The 16,361-nt window shown below is 76.2% G+C and carries 17 protein-coding genes, 2 tRNA genes and 1 pseudogene; 7 read left to right on the plus strand and 13 right to left on the minus strand.

The features are described 5' to 3' along the window. Positions 1-5: 5 nt before the first annotated feature. From ACWPWW_RS17715 to ACWPWW_RS17730, 4 genes and pseudogenes are all read right to left on the minus strand, one after another. Positions 6-1,079 carry an aliphatic sulfonate ABC transporter substrate-binding protein gene (locus ACWPWW_RS17715; RefSeq protein WP_454051638.1) on the minus strand — a complete coding sequence of 358 codons (1,074 nt, stop codon included), beginning with the start codon at positions 1,077-1,079 and terminating at the stop codon, positions 6-8. 51 nt (positions 1,080-1,130) lie between these two features. Then, positions 1,131-2,093 (minus strand): ATP-binding cassette domain-containing protein, encoded by a 963-nt coding sequence (locus ACWPWW_RS17720; protein ID WP_454051639.1) that lies wholly within the window; start codon positions 2,091-2,093, stop codon positions 1,131-1,133. 526 nt (positions 2,094-2,619) lie between these two features. Further along, positions 2,620-3,705, minus strand: a pseudogene (locus tag ACWPWW_RS17725) (benzoate/H(+) symporter BenE family transporter). A 418-nt stretch (positions 3,706-4,123) separates the two neighbouring features. Then, positions 4,124-5,164 carry an LLM class F420-dependent oxidoreductase gene (locus tag ACWPWW_RS17730; RefSeq protein WP_454051640.1) on the minus strand — a complete coding sequence of 347 codons (1,041 nt, stop codon included), beginning with the start codon at positions 5,162-5,164 and terminating at the stop codon, positions 4,124-4,126. Between the two features lie 175 nt (positions 5,165-5,339). On the opposite strand from ACWPWW_RS17730, the gene ACWPWW_RS17735 reads away from it, so the two are divergent. Continuing rightward, a complete protein-coding gene (locus ACWPWW_RS17735) occupies positions 5,340-5,807 on the plus strand; it encodes a methylglyoxal synthase (protein WP_454051641.1) in 468 nt (155 codons plus the stop codon). Here the strand turns inward: ACWPWW_RS17735 and epsC are convergent. Continuing rightward, complete coding sequence (gene epsC / locus ACWPWW_RS17740) at positions 5,798-6,472, minus strand: serine O-acetyltransferase EpsC (protein WP_454051642.1); 675 nt, start codon at positions 6,470-6,472, stop codon at positions 5,798-5,800. The two genes, ACWPWW_RS17735 and epsC, sit on opposite strands and share 10 nt — an antisense overlap. Further along, complete coding sequence (cysK, locus tag ACWPWW_RS17745) at positions 6,472-7,407, minus strand: cysteine synthase A (RefSeq protein ID WP_454051643.1); 936 nt, start codon at positions 7,405-7,407, stop codon at positions 6,472-6,474. Before cysK ends, epsC begins: the two co-directional genes overlap by 1 nt. 383 nt (positions 7,408-7,790) lie before the next feature. Between cysK and ACWPWW_RS17750 the strand changes: the two genes are divergently transcribed. After that, entirely contained in the window at positions 7,791-8,756 is a 966-nt protein-coding gene (locus ACWPWW_RS17750; protein WP_454051644.1) for an alpha/beta hydrolase, read from the plus strand. A gap of 27 nt (positions 8,757-8,783) precedes the next feature. Here the strand turns inward: ACWPWW_RS17750 and ACWPWW_RS17755 are convergent, their stop codons facing one another. From ACWPWW_RS17755 to ACWPWW_RS17765, 3 genes are read right to left on the minus strand one after another with little or no spacing between them, the layout of a single operon-like run. Continuing rightward, the gene (locus ACWPWW_RS17755; RefSeq protein WP_454051645.1) at positions 8,784-9,551 is read right to left on the minus strand and encodes an SCO1664 family protein; all 768 of its coding nucleotides are present in this window, start codon (positions 9,549-9,551) and stop codon (positions 8,784-8,786) included. Further along, positions 9,548-10,102: a DUF3090 domain-containing protein gene (locus ACWPWW_RS17760; RefSeq protein WP_454051646.1), complete on the minus strand. Its 555-nt coding sequence runs from the start codon at positions 10,100-10,102 to the stop codon at positions 9,548-9,550. Before ACWPWW_RS17760 ends, ACWPWW_RS17755 begins: the two co-directional genes overlap by 4 nt. 9 nt (positions 10,103-10,111) lie before the next feature. Further along, entirely contained in the window at positions 10,112-10,807 is a 696-nt protein-coding gene (locus ACWPWW_RS17765) for an MSMEG_4193 family putative phosphomutase (RefSeq protein ID WP_454051647.1), read from the minus strand. A gap of 50 nt (positions 10,808-10,857) precedes the next feature. Here ACWPWW_RS17765 and ACWPWW_RS17770 point away from each other — a divergent pair, with 50 nt between their 5' ends. Beyond that, the gene (locus ACWPWW_RS17770; protein WP_454051648.1) at positions 10,858-12,120 is read left to right on the plus strand and encodes an NAD(P)/FAD-dependent oxidoreductase; all 1,263 of its coding nucleotides are present in this window, start codon (positions 10,858-10,860) and stop codon (positions 12,118-12,120) included. On the opposite strand, the gene ACWPWW_RS17775 is transcribed toward ACWPWW_RS17770, so the two are convergent. Next, positions 12,092-12,162: transfer RNA gene (locus ACWPWW_RS17775), tRNA-Gly, on the minus strand. The genes ACWPWW_RS17770 and ACWPWW_RS17775 overlap by 29 nt on opposite strands. A gap of 87 nt (positions 12,163-12,249) precedes the next feature. Between ACWPWW_RS17775 and ACWPWW_RS17780 the strand changes: the two genes are divergently transcribed. Continuing rightward, positions 12,250-12,323 (plus strand) — tRNA-Pro (locus tag ACWPWW_RS17780). Positions 12,324-12,422: 99 nt separating this feature from the next. Here ACWPWW_RS17780 and ACWPWW_RS17785 read toward each other — a convergent pair. Both ACWPWW_RS17785 and ACWPWW_RS17790 read right to left on the minus strand, forming a co-directional pair. Continuing rightward, complete coding sequence (locus tag ACWPWW_RS17785; RefSeq protein WP_454051649.1) at positions 12,423-12,989, minus strand: cysteine hydrolase; 567 nt, start codon at positions 12,987-12,989, stop codon at positions 12,423-12,425. Further along, positions 12,986-14,023, minus strand: a complete 1,038-nt coding sequence (locus ACWPWW_RS17790; RefSeq protein ID WP_454051650.1) for a zinc-dependent alcohol dehydrogenase — start codon at positions 14,021-14,023, stop codon at positions 12,986-12,988. The genes ACWPWW_RS17785 and ACWPWW_RS17790 overlap by 4 nt, the downstream gene beginning before the upstream one ends. Before the next feature lie 85 nt (positions 14,024-14,108). On the opposite strand from ACWPWW_RS17790, the gene ACWPWW_RS17795 reads away from it, so the two are divergent. Both ACWPWW_RS17795 and ACWPWW_RS17800 read left to right on the plus strand, forming a co-directional pair. Then, a complete protein-coding gene (locus ACWPWW_RS17795; protein WP_454051651.1) occupies positions 14,109-14,546 on the plus strand; it encodes a MarR family winged helix-turn-helix transcriptional regulator in 438 nt (145 codons plus the stop codon). A gap of 29 nt (positions 14,547-14,575) precedes the next feature. Beyond that, positions 14,576-14,890, plus strand: a complete 315-nt coding sequence (locus ACWPWW_RS17800; protein ID WP_454051652.1) for an NIPSNAP family protein — start codon at positions 14,576-14,578, stop codon at positions 14,888-14,890. A gap of 25 nt (positions 14,891-14,915) precedes the next feature. Here the strand turns inward: ACWPWW_RS17800 and ACWPWW_RS17805 are convergent, their stop codons facing one another. Further along, positions 14,916-15,659, minus strand: a complete 744-nt coding sequence (locus ACWPWW_RS17805) for an ABC transporter permease (RefSeq protein ID WP_454051653.1) — start codon at positions 15,657-15,659, stop codon at positions 14,916-14,918. Positions 15,660-15,754: 95 nt separating this feature from the next. Here ACWPWW_RS17805 and ACWPWW_RS17810 point away from each other — a divergent pair, with 95 nt between their 5' ends. Further along, positions 15,755-16,207, plus strand: coding sequence for a DoxX family protein (locus ACWPWW_RS17810; protein WP_454051654.1), 453 nt, complete (start codon positions 15,755-15,757; stop codon positions 16,205-16,207). Positions 16,208-16,361 lie beyond the last annotated feature (154 nt).

Here is a 16,361-nt window from a genome sequence, read left to right on the forward strand (position 1 = left end):
TCCTGTCAGTCGGCGATGGTCGACGGGTCGGCGTTCTCGGCGTACGTCGGCTCGAACAGCTCGTCGAGCGCCGTGTCGATCAGGTCCTGGCTGGGGACGTCGCCGGACTCGACGAAGATCGGGCCGACCACCTCCAGCACCTCGCGCTGCGCCTCGCCCGGCACCGGGTCGATGTCGAGGGTGGTGCGCTCGGTGATGACCTTCTCGGCGACGGCCGGGTCGATGCCGGCGACCTCGGCGAGGATGCCGGCGACCTCGTCCGGGTTCTCCTGCGCCCAGGCGCGCGCCTTCTCGTACGCGTCGACGACGACCTGCGCCAGGTCCGGGCTCGCGTCGAGGAAGTCCTGCGTCGCGTTGAGGAACCCGTAGGTGTTGAAGTCGACGTTCCGGTAGAGCAGCGTCGAGCCGGCTTCGGCCTCGCTCGCGGCCATCAGCGGGTCCAGGCCGGACCACGCGTCGACCGAGCCGTTCTCCAGTGCGGCCTTCCCGTCGGCGTGCTGCAGGTTCTGCACCTCGACGTCGGCCGGGTCGACGCCCGCCTCCTCCAGCGACTGCAGGAGGAAGAAGTACGGGTCCGTGCCCTTGGTCGCGGCGACCGAGCGGCCCGCCAGGTCCTCGACGCTCGTGATGTCGGAGCCCGCGGGGACGACCAGTGCCGACCACTCCGGCTGCGAATAGATGTCGATCGTGCGGATCGGCGAGCCGTTGGACCGGGCGAGCAGCGCCGCGGAGCCGGCGGTCGAGCCGACGTCGACGGCCCCGGCGCGCAGCGCCTCGTTGGCCTTGTTCGACCCGGCGGACTGCACCCACTCGACCGTGACGTCGTCGCCGAGGGTGGCCTCGATCCAGCCCTGGTCCTTGATCACCAGGCTGAGCGGGTTGTACGTGGCGAAGTCGAGCGTCAGCGTGTCGGCGCTCCACCCCTCGGCGGCGGACGCGCCGTCCTCGGGGGCGTCGGCCTGGGCCTCGCCCTCGCCGGCGACGCAGCCGGCGAGCAGCAGGGTCGCGGCGACGGCAGCGGCGCCGGCGGCGATCGGGCGGCGCGCGCGGCGGCGGCGGGCAGTGGTCAGGGCGGTCATCTCGGTCTCCAGGGGATCGGGTCGTGCGGGTGGGTGGGTGCGTGGGACGGGTCAGATCGAGTGGTGCGCGTCGGGGTCGTGGCGGCGGTGGTGCGTCGCGACGCCGAGGCCGTCCAGCAGGCTCCGCGCGGGCTCGGCGAGCCCGGCGTCCGCGCGGTCGCGGGGCCGGTCGCCGGGGACGGTGATCACGGAGCGGATCGAGGCGCCGGGCTGCTCGGGGTCGAGCCCCGTCAGCAGGACGACGCGGTCCGCCAGGTAGAGGGCCTCGTCGACGTCGTGCGTCACGAGCAGCACCGTGGTCGGGCGGCTGGCGTGCACGTCGAGCAGGAGGTCCTGCATCCGCAGCCGGGTCAGCGCGTCGAGGGCGCCGAACGGCTCGTCGAGCAGCAGCACCCCGGGCCGGCGTGCGAGCGCCCGGGCCAGCGACGCGCGCTGCGCCATGCCGCCGGAGACCTGCCGCGGGCGCAGCCCGGCCGAGCCCGAGAGGCCCACCAGGTCGAGCAGCCGCGCCACCTGCTCGCGGGACTCGGCCCGGGGCGTGCCGCGGGGGACGCCGAGCGCGACGTTCTGCGCCAGCGTGCGCCAGGGCAGCAGGCGCGGCTCCTGGAACGCCACGGCGGTGCGCGCGTCGTACGGCGTGACCGGCGAGCCGCCGAGCAGGATCTCGCCCGTGTCCGGGGCGTCCAGGCCGGCGACCTGCCGCAGCAGCGTCGACTTGCCGCAGCCCGAGGGCCCGATGACCGCGACGACCTCGCCCGCCTGGACCTGCAGGTCGACGTCGGCGAGCACCGGCCGGGGGCCGGTCGGGGTGGCGAACGTGCGGGCGACCCCGCGCAGGTCGACGGGGCGCGGGGCCGGGACGTCGTGGGCGGCACGCGACGGCGGGGTGTCGGTGGGCGCGGTGTCGGTGGGCGCGGTGTCGCTGGGCGCGGCGCCGGCCGGCGCGGTGTCGCTGGGCGCGGCGCCGGCCGGCGCGGTGTCGCTCGGCGCGGTGCCGGTGGGTGCGTGGCTCATGGGGGTTCCCGGGACGTCGGGGCGCGGGGGTGCGCGGGCGGCGAGGGTGCTGCGGGCGGGTGCGCCGTGCGGGTCCGGGCCGGCGTGCGTACGGGACGCGACGGCGCGGGGGACCGGTGCGCGGACGAGGTCCGGCGGGGCGGGGTGCGGCTGCTGCCGCGGGGCGGCGCCCGGCGCGTCAGGGGACGCGGGTCAGGCGGCGCGACGGGAGCGCGGACAGGCTCGCCGTGGGGCGACAACAGCGGCCGGCGGCGGGCATCGGCAGGCCCGGGCGCTGGGTCGTGCGCGGCGTCGACCGGGCCACGGGCCGCCTCCTCTCGCGAGTCGCATCGTTGTCTTACATGTCGAGACACAAACGTTCACGTCTCGGGATCACCGCCGACCTTAGCGCCGTCCCGCCCCCGGGACAACCCGCCGTCCCCACCTCCGGGCAGCCCGAGTGCCGAGGGGCAGGAGGTGTCGTCCCGTCGTCGTCGGCGGCGACGGCGTCCGCCCCCTCGGCGCGAGGGCGGGGTTGGGGGGCGGGTCAGCGGCGGGCGGTGCGGAGGGTGAGGTGCACCGCGATGCCGGCGACCAGGCCCCAGAACGCCGCGGAGACCCCGCCGACGCCCACGCCGGACACCGTCACCAAGAACGTCACCGCGGCCGCCTCCCGGTGGCCCGGGGTGGCGAACGCCGCGCCGAGCGACGACGCCAGGGTCCCGACCAGGGCGAGTCCCGCCGCGGCCGCGATCAGCCCGGCCGGCGCGGCCAGCGCGACCGCCGCCACCGCCGCGGACGCGACGCCGAGCACCAGGTACCCGAGCCCCGCGACCACCGCGGCGCGCCACCGCCGCCGCGGGTCCGGCCCGGCCTCCGGCCCTGCGGCCAGCGCGGCGCTGATGGCGGCGAGGTTGATGGCGTGCCCGCCGAACGGGGCGGCCAGCACCGTGCCGAGGCCCGTCACCAGCATCACCGGCCGCAGCGGCGCGGTGTACCCGAAGCCCGCGAGCACGGCGACGCCCGGGATGTTCTGCGACGCCATCGTCACCACGAACAGCGGCACCGCCACGGACACCACCGCCGGCCAGCCTGAGCGCGGGCGTCGTCCAGGCGAGGGTCGGCAGCAGGTCGACCGGGTCCAGGGCCCGCACGGCGGGCGACGCCACCGCCAGCGCCACCGCGAGCCCGATCGCCGCCGGCGTCGCCCAGCGCGGGGCGAGCCGCAGCAGCACCAGCCAGACCAGCACCACCGGCCCGACCAGCAGCGGCCGGTCCGCGACGGCGAGGACCGGCTGCAGGCACAGGTCGACCAGCACCCCGGCGAGCATCGCGCTGGCGAGCGGCACCGGGATCAGCCGCACCCACCGCTCGAGCCGCCGCCACAGCCCGACGGCCGCCAGCAGCAGCCCGCACAGCACGAACCCGCCGACCGCCTCCGGCCACCCGCCCGCCGCGGTCCCGGTGGTGGCCAGCAGCGCCGCACCGGGCGTCGACCACGCCACCGTGATCGGCAGCCGGGTCCGCCACGCCAGCAGCACCGTCGCCGCGCCCATCGCGAGCGTGACCGCGAGCAGGCCCGACGCCGCCTGCGCGGGGAGGCGCCCACCGCGCGCAGCCCGCCGAGCACCACGGCGAACGCGCTGGTAAAGCCGACGAGTGCCGTGACGACGCCCGCGGCGACGTGGGTCGAGGCGTCGCGGACGGGGGGCCCGGGCCCGCCCCCCCCGCCCGGCGCCCCCCCCGCCCCCCCGCGGGGCGGGGGCCCCGCCGCCCCGGGGGGCGGGCCCCGGGGGGGGGCCCCCCCCCGGGCCCCGGCCCGGCCCGTGTGCCCCCCGCTTCGCCCCCCCCCCCCCCCCCAAGGCCCGCCGCCAGGCCCCGCCGCCCCCCGCCACCACCCGCCACCACCCGTCGCCGAGGTCGTCACTTCGGCGCGAGGTCGTCAGTTCTACGGGGCGACCTCGCGCGAAAGTGACGACCTCGCGGCTCGCGGCCGGAGGCCGGCTCGCGGCCGGAGGCCGGCGCGCGGCGACGGCCCGCGCCGCGCCGGGTCAGGCGTCCGCCAGCAGGGCCGCGATCTGCGGGAGCTGGTCGGGGGCCGCCTGGAGCAGCAGCGTGGTGACGGCCGTGGTGCGCCACGCGCGCGCCTGCTCGCGCACGGCGTCCGGCGGCCCGACCAGGGCCACGTCCCGGACCAGCTCGGTCGGGACGGCCGCGGCGGCGCGCGCCCGGTCCCCCGCTGCGTAGTGCGCCTGGATCTCGGCGCACGCGTCGGCGTACCCGAGCCGCACCAGCGCGTTCGCGTGGAAGTTCGCCCCCTTCGCGCCCATCCCGCCCGCGTACAGCGCCACGAAGGGCCGCACGGCGTCCGCCGCCGACTCGACGTCCGGCCCGAGCACCACGGGGACGGTCGCGGTCACCTCGAACTCCTCGACGGGCCGCGTCCCGGCGAGCCGCCGGTCGAACCCCTCGGCCAGGAGCCACCGGAACTCGTCGTCGAGCCGCGGCGTGTAGAACAGCGGCAGCCAGCCGTCGGCGATCTCCGCGGCCAGGGCGATGTTCTTCGGCCCCTCGGCCGCGAGGTGCACCGGCAGGTCGGCCCGCAGCGGGTGCACGGTCGACCGCAGCGCCTTGCCCAGCCCGGAGCCCTCGTCCTCGGGCAGCGGCAGCCGGTAGAACGGCCCGCCGGCGCGGACCGGTCCTTCCCGGCGCAGCACGTCCCGCACGACGGCGACGAACTCCCGCGTCCGGGCCAGCGGCCGCGGGTACGGCTGCCCGTACCAGCCCTCCACCACCTGCGGCCCGGACACCCCGAGCCCGAGCGTGAACCGCCCGCCGGACAGGTGGTCGAGCGTCAGGGCCGCCATCGCCGTCGCCGTCGGGGTGCGGGCGGCGATCTGCGCGACCGCCGTGCCGAGGCGCACCCGCGACGTCTGCGCGCCCCACCACGCGAGCGGGGTGAACGCGTCGGAGCCGTACGCCTCCGCGGTCCACACCGAGTCCAGCCCGAGCCGGTCCGCCGCGGCCACCGCCTCCGCCGCCCCGGGCGGGGGACCCGCCGACCAGTAGCCGGTGTGGTAGCCGAGCCGCATGCCGCCTCCTTCGCCGCCCGCTCGCCGGTGAGCGGGTCGTGACGGCCATGCTGCCACCCGCCGGGCCGGCACCGGCGCCGATCCACCGGCCCGTCGACCCGGCGCTCTACCCTGAGCCCCAGGCGCCGCCCCCACGCGCCCGCGCACGCCGCACCACCCACGGAAGGACCACGCCATGCCCGGCGCCGTTCACCACATCGCCCTCGTGGCCCACGACAACAAGAAGGTCGACCTGCTCCGCTGGGCGGAGTTCAACCGCGGCACGCTGTCCCGGCACCACCTGTACGCCACGGGGACGACGGGCACGATGCTCGAGTACGAGCTCGGCCTGCCCGTCACCCGGCTGCTGTCCGGTCCGGTCGGCGGCGACCAGCAGATCGGCGCCAAGATCGCCGAGGGCGTCATCGACATGCTGGTGTTCTTCTGGGACCCGCTGGAGCCGCAGCCCCACGACCCCGACGTCAAGGCGCTGCTGCGGATCGCCGCGGTGTGGAACGTCCCGATGGCGGCGAACGCGGCGACCGCCGACATGCTGATCTCGTCGCCGATGCTCGCCGAGAAGTGGACCAGCCGCCCGGAGATCACCCCGCGCGACTGGGACGGCGGCGCACCGGCCGTGGCGACCGGCGCGCCTCAGATGTAGATCGCGGGGTCGTCGACCTCGGGCTCCGGGGGAGCGGCCGCCGGGCGCTGCCGGATCTTCGCGGGCACGCCGACGGCCACCGCCCCCGGCGGGACGTCCTTCAGCACGACCGCGTTGGCGCCGACCTGCGCGTCGTCGCCGATCCACACCGGCCCGAGCACCTTCGCGCCCGCGCCGATCACCACGCGGTCGCCGACGGTCGGGTGCCGCTTGCCGCGCCGCATCGTCTTCCCGCCGAGCGTCGCGCCGTGGAACAGCACGACGTCGTCGCCCACCACGGCGGTCTCGCCGACCACGACGCCCATGCCGTGGTCGATGAACAGCCGGCGCCCGATCGTCGCGCCGGGGTGGATCTCCACCCCGGTGACGGCGCGGGACACCTGCGACAGGAGCCGGGCCGGCAGGCGCAGGCCCGGCTCCCGCCACATGCGGTGCGCCACCCGGTGCACCCACACGGCGTGCAGCCCCGGGTAGGCGAGCGCGACCTCGACGCGCGACCGGGCGGCCGGGTCCCGGCGCTGCGCGGCCTCCAGGTCCTCGCGCAGGGTGCGGGCGAACCGGCGGGCGCGCCGCCAGTGGTCGCCCAGCTCGGCCGCAGCCGTGCGCGGGTCGGAGGTCGCGCGCGCCGGGGTCGGCACGTCCGCTCGCGTGGTCGAGGTCATCATCAGTCCAGGAGGTCGGCGTACAGGATGGAGGACAGGTAGCGCTCGCCGAACGACGGGATGATCACGACGATCAGCTTCCCGGCGTTCTCCGGGCGCTTGCCGAGCTCGATCGCGGCGTGCAGCGCCGCGCCCGAGGAGATGCCGACGAGCAGGCCCTCCTCCTGGGCGGCGCGCCGGGCGACGGCGACGGCGGTCTCGGCGTCGACGTCGATGATCTCGTCGTACACGCCGGTGTCGAGGATCTCCGGCACGAAGTTCGCGCCGATGCCCTGGATCTTGTGCGGCCCGGGCTGGCCGCCGTTGAGGATCGGCGACTCGGCGGGCTCCACGCCGACGATCTGCACGCCGGGCTTGCGCTCCTTGAGCACCTGGCCGACGCCGGTGATCGTGCCGCCGGTGCCGATGCCCGCGACGAGGATGTCGACCTCGCCGTCGGTGTCGGCCCAGATCTCCTCGGCGGTGGTGCGGCGGTGGATCGCCGGGTTGGCCTCGTTGGCGAACTGGCGGGCGAGGATGGCGCCCGGCCGCTCGGCGACGACCTCGTCGGCGCGGTTGACGGCGCCCTTCATGCCCTCGGAGGCAGGGGTGAGGATGAGCTCGGCCCCGTAGGCCCGGAGCAGCGCCCGCCGCTCCTTCGACATCGACTCGGGCATGGTCAGCACCACGTCGTAGCCGCGGGCGGCGCCGACGAACGCCAGGGCGATGCCGGTGTTGCCGCTGGTCGCCTCGACGATGGTCCCGCCGGGCTTCAGCTCGCCCGACGCCTCCGCCGCGTCCACGATCGCCACGCCGATCCGGTCCTTCACCGAGCTGGCGGGGTTGTAGAACTCGAGCTTGCCGACGACCGTCGCGTCGACGCCCTCGGTCAGCTTGTTGATCCGCACCAGCGGGGTGTTGCCGATGAGCTGCGTCGCGTCGTCGTAGATGCGTGCCATGGGAGTCCATCCGTCCTGAGGGTCGACCGGCGGTTTCAGAAGTGCTGCGGTGCGCGCGGCAGGAGCAGGCCTGCCGCGGGTCGAGGGCGAGCGCCGGCCCGGCACTGCGGGCCCGAGGGGGCGTCCGCCGCGGTGCGGCGGTGCGGCCGGCGCTCTACAGACAGCGACAGGTGCGCGCGGTGGCGGGCTGCGGCGCGGTGGGGACGGGGCGAGCGGTGCTCGACGCGATGCGCATGCCCGGCTCCCTCTCCCGTCAGGTCGGCGTCGGGGCCGACAGGCCCGACAGTAGCCCCAACGCGCGCGGGCCGACAAAGATGCCCGCTGCTGCCCGGACCTGCCGCCGGACCTGCCGCCGTGCGCTCCCAGGTGGGACGATGCCCGCCATGAGGGTCGACGACGCGGTTCCCGACGTGCTGGGCGACGACTGGGTGCAGCGCACCCTGCACCTCGTGCCCGACTCGCAGGGCGACGCCGTCGCCACCCTGGTGCACCGTCGCGGCGCGGGCACCGACCCCGCACGCCCCGCCGTGCTCTACGTGCACGGGTTCGTCGACTACTTCTTCCAGACGCACGTCGCCGACGCCCTCGCGGACCGCGGGTACGACCTGTACGCGCTCGACCTGCGCGACTACGGCCGGTCGATCCGGGCGGGCCGCGAGCCCAACGACACCCGGTCGCTCGCCGTGTACGCGGAGGAGATCGACGCGGCCCTGCGCCTGGTCCGCGCGGACCACCCGCACGTCGTGCTGCTCGGGCACTCGACGGGCGGACTGGTCGCCGCGCTCTGGGCGCACCACCGCCGGGGCCGCGGGCTCGTGGACGCGGTCGTGCTCAACAGCCCGTGGCTGGAGGTCCGCGGGTCCCGGTTCGAGCGGTTGGTGCTGGCGCCGCTGATCGACCACGTCGTGAGCCGGGTCGCGCCGTGGCTGGTCGTCTCCCACGTGGGCGAGCACTACGGCCGCGCGCTGCACGTCGAGGGCGGCGGCGAGTGGACGTACGACCTCGCGTGGAAGCCGTACCAGGGGTTCCCGGTGCGGGCGGGCTTCGTGCGGGCGATCCGGCGCGGGCAGGCCGAGGTCGCCCGCGGGCTCGACGTCGACGTGCCCGTGCTGGTGCTCGCGTCCGACGCCAGCGGACCCGACGACCGGTGGCACGACGGCCTGCTCACCACGGACTCCGTGCTCGACCCGGCCGACATGCGCCGGCTCGCCCCGCGCCTCGGCCGGGACGTCACGTACGAGGAGATCAGCGGGGGAGCGCACGACCTGGCGCTGTCGCCGCTGCCGGCGCGGACGCAGTACCTCGACCAGGTGGTCGGCTGGCTCGACGTGAGCCTCGCGCGCCGGTGACTCCTGCGCGCGGGACCGGGAGCCCGCTCAGAAGAGCGGCCACGGGACCGCCGGCATGTCGCCCTCGGGTCCCGGGAACCGACCCTCGTCGAGCAGCCGGTCGCAGCGCGCGAGCAGCGCGGCCGTCTCCGCGTCGCTGAGCAGCGCGGCCAGCCGCGTGCCGAGGTCCCCGCCGTCGAGGCCCGCCCGGACGGCGGTGACGCCGGCGCGCTCCCCGTCGTCCAGCGGGTCGCCCAGCCAACCCCACAGCACGGTGCGCAGCTTCGGCTCGACGTGGAACGTGACGCCGTGGTCGACGCCGAGCCGCCGGCCGTCGGGCATCGGCAGCACGTGACCGCCCTTGCGGTCGGCGTTGTTGAGCAGGACGTCGAGCACCGCCATCCGGCGCAGCGCGGGGGAGTCCTCGTGCAGCAGCGTCACCGGGCTGCCCTCCTCGTCGCCGCCTTCGAGCACCGTGCGCCAGCCCGCGGCGGGCACCGCGTCGGACGGGACGACGTCGACCGGGTCCTGCGCCGGGTCGGGCTCCTGCCAGAGCTGCACCATGCCGGGGCCGAGCGGTCCGTCGCGCAACCAGGTGCGGGGGACGACGCCCCACCCGGTCGCCTCCGAGACCAGGTGCGCGGCGACCTCGCGGTGCGCCAGCGTGCCGTCGGGGAAGTCCCACAGCGGCTTCTCGCCGGCGACCGGCTTGTAGACGACCTGCACGTCGCCGAGCCGGGCCAGGAAGGTCGCGTTGGACGCGACGGCGATGCGGCCGACGACCTCCAGCTCGCCGTCCAGGTCGGGCTCGGTCACCAGGCGGTGGGCGCCGCGCAGGCGTGGCCGTCGGGGTCCATCGGCTCCCCGCACCGCGGGCACGTCGGGCGGCCGGCGTCGACGACGCGGCGGGCGCGCTCGGCGAAGGCGCGTGCGGTGCCGACCGGCATCCGGACGATCATCGCCTCCTCCGGCTCGGCGTCCTCCAGCGCCTCGGCCTCCTCCTCGGACTCGACCTCCACCAGCGGGAACGCCTCGACGACGATCTGCGCGGTCGCGGGGTCCCAGCTCAGGCGCATCGAGCCGAGGCGGAAGTCCTCCTCGACCGGCTGCTCGACCGGGTCGGCGTCGATCAGCTCGGACATCGCCTGCGCGGGCACGCTGAACCGGTTGCCCTCGTCGGACATGAGCTCGTCGAGGATGACGTCGATCTTCTCGGCGAGCGTCGCCGCCCACTGCTTCTCCATCGCGACGGACGTCAGGCGGCGGCCGGTGCGGGCCTGCAGGTAGAAGGTGCGGGAACCGGGGCGGCCGACGGTGCCGATCAGGACGCGGTCGGGCCAGTCGTGCTCGTGGACAACAGTCGCCATGCGCCCATGCTAGGAGCGGACGCCCGCACCGGCACCGCCGCCGACCGGGGCGTCGCCGACGCCGCCCGCCGCCCGCAGCCAGGACAGGTCGCCCGCGTCCGTGTTGGTCGCGACCACGTCGGGCCGGTGCGCGCCGTACCGGACGACCGACACCGACGCCGGCCCGGCGCCGATCCGCTGGAACAGGTCCAGGTGCATCCCGAGCGCGTCCGCGAGCAGCGCCTTGACGATGTCGCCGTGCGTGACGACGGCGAACACCGCGCCGGGACCGTGCTCCGCCTCGATCGCGGCGTCGTGCTCCCGGACCGCCGCCACCGCGCGCGCCTGCATCGCGGCCAGCGACTCGCCGCCGGGGAAGACCGCCGCGCTCGGCTGGGTCTGCACCGTGCGCCAGAGCGGCTCCTTCGCGAGCTCGGCGAGCGGCCGGTTCTGCCAGGTGCCGTAGTCGCACTCGGTCACGCGCTCGTCCACCTGCGTCGGCGGCGTCGGGTCCTGCCGGTCGAGGATCGCCTGCGCGGTCTCGCGGCAGCGCTCCATCGGGCTGGTGACGACCGCGACCAGCGGGACGACGGCGAGCCGCTCGGCGGTGCGGGCCGCCTGCTCGTGGCCGGTCGTGTCGAGCAGGACGCCGGGGGTGCGGCCGGCGAGGACGCCCGTGGCGTTCGCGGTGGTGCGGCCGTGACGGACGATCAGGACGGTGGCCATGGGGGCGAGCCTAGGCACGGAGCACGTCCCGCGTGGGCTACCGTCGCCCGGTGCGGACGGCAGGAGTGATCGGGGGCGGCCCCGCGGGGCTGATCGCCGCCGAGGTGCTGGCCCGGGCCGGCGTGGCGGTCACCGTCTACGACCGGATGCCGTCCGTCGCGCGCAAGTTCATGCTCGCCGGTCACGGCGGCCTGAACATCACCCACTCCGAGGACCTTCCGCGGCTGCTCGCCCGGTACGGCGACGCCGCCGGCCGGCTCGCGCCGTTGATCCGCGCGTTCACCCCGGGTGACCTGCGGGACTGGTGCGCCGGCCTGGGCGAGGAGACGTTCGTCGGGTCGAGCGGCCGGGTGTTCCCGCAGTCGTTCCGGGCCACCCCGCTGGTGCGCGCCTGGCTCGCCCGGCTCGAGACGCTCGGCGTCGTGGTCGAGCGGCGGCAGCAGTGGACCGGCTGGACCGAGGACGGGACCGGCCTGCGGCTCGTGGGCGTGGGCGCGGCCGCCGAGGGCACGCAACGCGAGGCGCGGCACGACGTGGTGCTGTTCGCGCTCGGCGGGGCCTCCTGGCCGCGGCTCGGCTCCGACGGCGGCTGGGTCGAGGCGTTCGCCGCGCGCGGCGTGGGGTCCGCACCGCTGCGCGCCGCCAACGTCGGGGTGCGGGTCGGCTGGAGCCCGGTGTTCGCCGACCGGTTCGAGGGCGTCCCGCTCAAGAGCGTGGCGCTGGCCGTGCGCGGCCAGGAGCAGCCGGCAGTCCGCGGCGACGCGATGATCACCCGCACCGGCGTCGAGGGCGGTCCGGTCTACGCGCTCGGCGCCGCCGTCCGCGCCGCCCTCGACGCCGGTGCCTGCACGCTGGAGGTCGACCTGCGGCCGGACCTGCCCGTCGAGCGGCTGACCGAGCGGCTGGCGCGGCGCCGGCCCAAGGACTCCCGCTCCAGCTGGCTGCAGCGCTCGATCGGGCTGGGCCCGGTCGCCGTCGCGCTGCTCCGCGAGGCGACCGGCAACGCGGTCCCGGACGGCCCGGGCGCCGTCGCCGAGCTGGTCAAGGGCGTGCCGGTGCCGGTGGCCGGGACGATGCCGATCGAGAAGGCGATCTCCAGCGCGGGCGGGATCCGCTGGTCCGAGGTCGACGAGCACCTGATGCTGCACGCGCTGCCGGGCACGTTCGTCGCGGGGGAGATGCTCGACTGGGAGGCGCCCACCGGCGGGTACCTGCTGCAGGCCTCGTTCAGCACCGGCGTCGCGGCCGCGCACGGGATGCTCGCCTGGCTCGACGAGGCGTCGGAGCGGATGACGGGAATCGAACCCGCGTAATCAGTTTGGAAGACTGAGGCTCTACCATTGAGCTACATCCGCGCAGGCCCGCCGGGCGGGCCGCCGGACCAGGGTACCGGGTCCCGCGGGCAGCTCTGGCGCAGCCCCGCGCACTAGACTCGCGCCGCACGGGATGTGGCGCAGGTTGGTAGCGCGTCCGCTTTGGGAGCGGAAGGTCGTGGGTTCGAATCCCGCCATCCCGACCCTGTGGCCGCCCGGTCCTCCGACGGTGTGCACCGATCTCGGAGCGGCCCGCCGATCGCCTGCGCGCGTGGAGCGCCCAGCACGTCCGCCGGTGGCCGTCACCCCTCGGCCGTCACCCCCAGCGCGCCCAGCACCGCACCCGTCGTCGCGACCTCGCCGAGCACGGGGACGACCGCGCCGATCGTGCGCTCGTAGCCCGCGGTCGTCAGGTCGCTCGTCGCGTCCGCGACCACGGTGACGTGGAAGCCGGAGTCGTACGCCGACCGGGCCGTGGACTCCACGCCGAAGGAGGTCGCGAGGCCGGCGACGACGACCTGGGTGACGCCCCGGTCCCGCAGCCGCGCCGCCAGGTCCGTGCCGGTGAAGGCGCTCCACCCGCGGTGCTCGACCCGCAGGTCACCGGGCTGCTCCTCGAGCTCCGGGACGAGCTCGAGGAGCTCGGCCCGGACGGGCGGTCTCCCGCCGCCGACCGTGGTGCGTCCCGGAGGCGGTGCGTCGAGGCGGGCGTGCGCGAGGACGACGGCGAGGCCTCGCGCGCGGAACGCCCGGGCGAGCGCGGCGGCGTTCCGCACCACGTCCTGCACCGGGTGCACGAGCGGGTTGCGGACGGTCGCCTGCTGCAGGTCCACGACGACCAGGGCGGTGCCGGGGTCCAGCGGGTTCACGCGTCCGTCCCGGCGCCGAAGGTGACGACGACCTTCTCGGCGGCCCCCGGGGTCCGGGCCAGGTCGAGCGCCTCGGTGACCCGGTCGAACGGGACGCGGTGGCTGATGATCTGCTCGTACCGGCGCCAGTCCTGCACCAGGTCGTCCGTGACCTCGAAGATCTCCGTGGGGTAGCCGCGCGACAGGCTGATCGTCAGCTCGGTGCTGAGCAGGGCGCCGAGGTCGACCGGCACGGGCTGCTTGTGCACGCCCGGGATGCTCAGCCGCGAGCCGTGCTTCGCGAGCCGCTGGACGGCCTCGATGACGGCCGGGACGCCGGCGGCGTCCAGGTAGACGTCCGTGCCGGGCCGGTGGTCGCCCGGTCGCAGCGGCGCGTCGCCGTGCACCTCGACCAGGCGCGCGGCCAGGTCCTCCTCCGCCGAGTTCACGACCGCGGTCGCGCCCAGCTGCAGCGCCTTCGCCAGCCGCGACGGGACCACGTCGACCACCACGACGTCGAGGCCCCGGCGCGTGAGGTCGATCAGCGCGCCCAGGCCGATCGGGCCGGCCCCGAACACCACCGCCTTCTCGCCCGCGACCGGGTGCAGGCGGTTCACCGCGTGCTTCGCGACGGCCATGGGCTCGTTGAGCGCGGCCACCTCCCACGGGACCTCCTCGGGGACGACCGCCACGCTCACGCCGACGACGGCGTCCTCCACGAGGAGGAAGTCGGACAGCCCGCCGAGCGCACCGCCGTTGCCGACGATGCCGGAGGGGGCGGCGGTCGGGTCCACCACGACGTGGTCGCCGACGGCCAGGCCCGGCACGTCGGCACCCACCTCGACGACCTCGCCGGCGATCTCGTGACCCAGCGCCGTCGCGCCCTCACGCGGGGGCACGCCGCCGCGAGCGACGTAGAACCCGTCGGAGCCGCAGACCCCGCACGCCCGCACGCGCAGCAGCACGTCGCGCGGCCCGGCCGTGGGGACCGGGACCTCCTGCACCTCGGTCACCCCGGGCGCCGTCACGACGACGCTCCGCATGGTCCGGCTCATCTCGTCCACCTCTGCTCGTTCCAACTCGAACTACCTGCGCACCGTACCGCGCGGTCGTTCGAAGTCGAACGGCTAACCTGGCGCAGTGCTGGATCCCGCGGACTCCCGGGCGCTGCGCACGTCCTTCGCCCTGATGGACGCGAGCGCCCTGCTCCAGAACGCCTCGGAGCGCTACCTGCGCGCCGCCGGCGGGCTCACCTACGTCCAGTTCCGCATCCTGTCCCGGCTGGCCCACACCGACCAGGACTCGCTGCGGATGCACGAGCTCGCGCACGGGGTGGTGCTGAGCCGCAGCGGGCTGACCTACCAGGTCACGGGCCTGGAGCGGCGTGGGCTGTGCGTCCGCGGGGCAGCCCCCGACGACGACCGCGGGGTGGTCGCGTCGATCACGGACGACGGCCGCGCCCTCGTCGCGCGCCTCGTGCCGGGATACGCCCAGGCGGTCCAGCAGGCGCTGTCGGCGGCCCCGACCGGGGGAGACCTCCCGCTGGACGAGGTCCTGCTCCGGGCCGTACGGACCTGACCCGCACGTGCGGGTGCCATGATCGCGCGATGATCACGATCCACCTCCGCTACGAGATCGACCCCGGCCAGATCGACGTCTTCACCGACTACGCCGAGCGCTGGATCCGGTTGGTGAACCGCCTCGGCGGCGACCACCACGGCTACTTCCTACCGGCGGAGGGCGACAGCGACGAGGCGTTCGCCCTGTTCACCTTCCCTTCGCTGGCCGACTACGAGCGGTACCGGACCGCGGCCGAGACCGACCCGGAGTGCGTCGAGGCGTACGAGCTGGCGCGGACGACCGGCTGCATCCGCCGGTACGAGCGCCGGTTCCAGCGGCCGGTGTTCGCCGAGGGCAGGTGAGGCGCGGCCCGACCGGGAGCCGCGCTCACACCGGCCGGGAGGAGCCGAGGCGGGTCGCGAGCAGCCGCACGGTGAGCACGCCCGCGACCGACTGCGCCGCCAGCAGCCCGACGAGCACCAGCAGCTGCACCTGCGCCGCCTCGGCCGGGCTCGCCCCGCCGAGCAGCAGGCCGACGAACGCCCCGGGCAGCGTCACCAGGCCGGCCGCCCGGGTCTGGTCGACGCCCGGCGCGAGCGCCCGTGCGACCGCGCGCCGGCCGTGGCCCGTCACCGCCTGCCGCGGCGTCGCGCCGAGCGCGAGCCAGCCCTCGACCACGTCCCACTCCGCACGGGCGTCGTCCCGGAGCCGCAGGCCGGTCACCGACGCGGCCGCCATCGAGCCGCCGATGATCTGCGCGGTGAAGGGCAGCAGGGTCGGGGCGCCGAGGGCGAGCGCGCCGCTGGCGACCACCGGGACGACGGCCGTGACGGTGCCGGCCGCCACCGCGAGCAGCAGCGCGGGGAACGTGCTCCGGCCCAGGCCGACCCGGCGCACGGACGTCCACGCGGCGACACCGAGCATGACGGCCAGGTAGAGCCAGGCGGCGCCCGGGTGCTCGAACACCCAGGCGATGACGACCGCCACCGCGCAGAGCTGCACGGCCGCCCGCCCGACGGCGACGACGGTCTCGCGGCGCACCGGCACCCGCGCGAGACCTGTCACGACGAGCACCACCGCGAGCAGCACGAGGAGCGCGAGCGCGGTGCGCAGCACGGTCCCGGTGGTCATGCGCCCGCACGCTACCGGCGGCGAGCCGCTCCCGTGTCGCGTCGGGCCGGGGTGTGCTTCGATGGGTAGACGAAGTAGTCTACCGAGGGGTCGTCATGGCGGAGCAGCAGGCAGGGCGTGGCGGCGAGGTCGCGCGGCACGTGGGACGGGTCGGGCTGGGGGCGCTGCTCGCGTTCGCCGGCACCAGCCACCTCACGTTCGCGCGCGACGACTTCCAGGCGCAGGTGCCGGAGTGGGTCCCGCTCGACGACGACCTGGTGGTGCTCGGGTCCGGCGTCGTCGAGATCGCCCTCGGGACGGCCCTCGTGGTCGCGCCGCGACCGCACCGCGCGACGGTGGGCTGGGTCGCCGCGGCCTTCTTCGTGGCGATCTTCCCCGGCAACGTGTCGCAGTACCTGACGCGCACGGACGCGTTCGGACTCGACACCGACGCCCAGCGCCTGGCGCGGCTGCCGTTCCAGGCCGGCCTCGTCGCCTGGTCGCTGTGGTCGACGGGCGCGTTCCGCAGGTGGCGCCGCTCGCGCGCCGACCGCCCGTCCCGGCGCTGAGGTCGTCACGTCGGCACGAGGTCGTCCCGCCGGACGGACGACCTCGTGCACGCGTGACGACCTCGGCGGCTGCGAGGACGCCGGGGCGGGCGCGGGCCGGGGCGCTTTGGCGGGGGCGGCGGGCCGTGGCGTAGGCTTCGTGGGCCGGTGCGGC

The sequence above is a fragment of the Cellulomonas sp. Marseille-Q8402 genome, assembly GCF_965119525.1.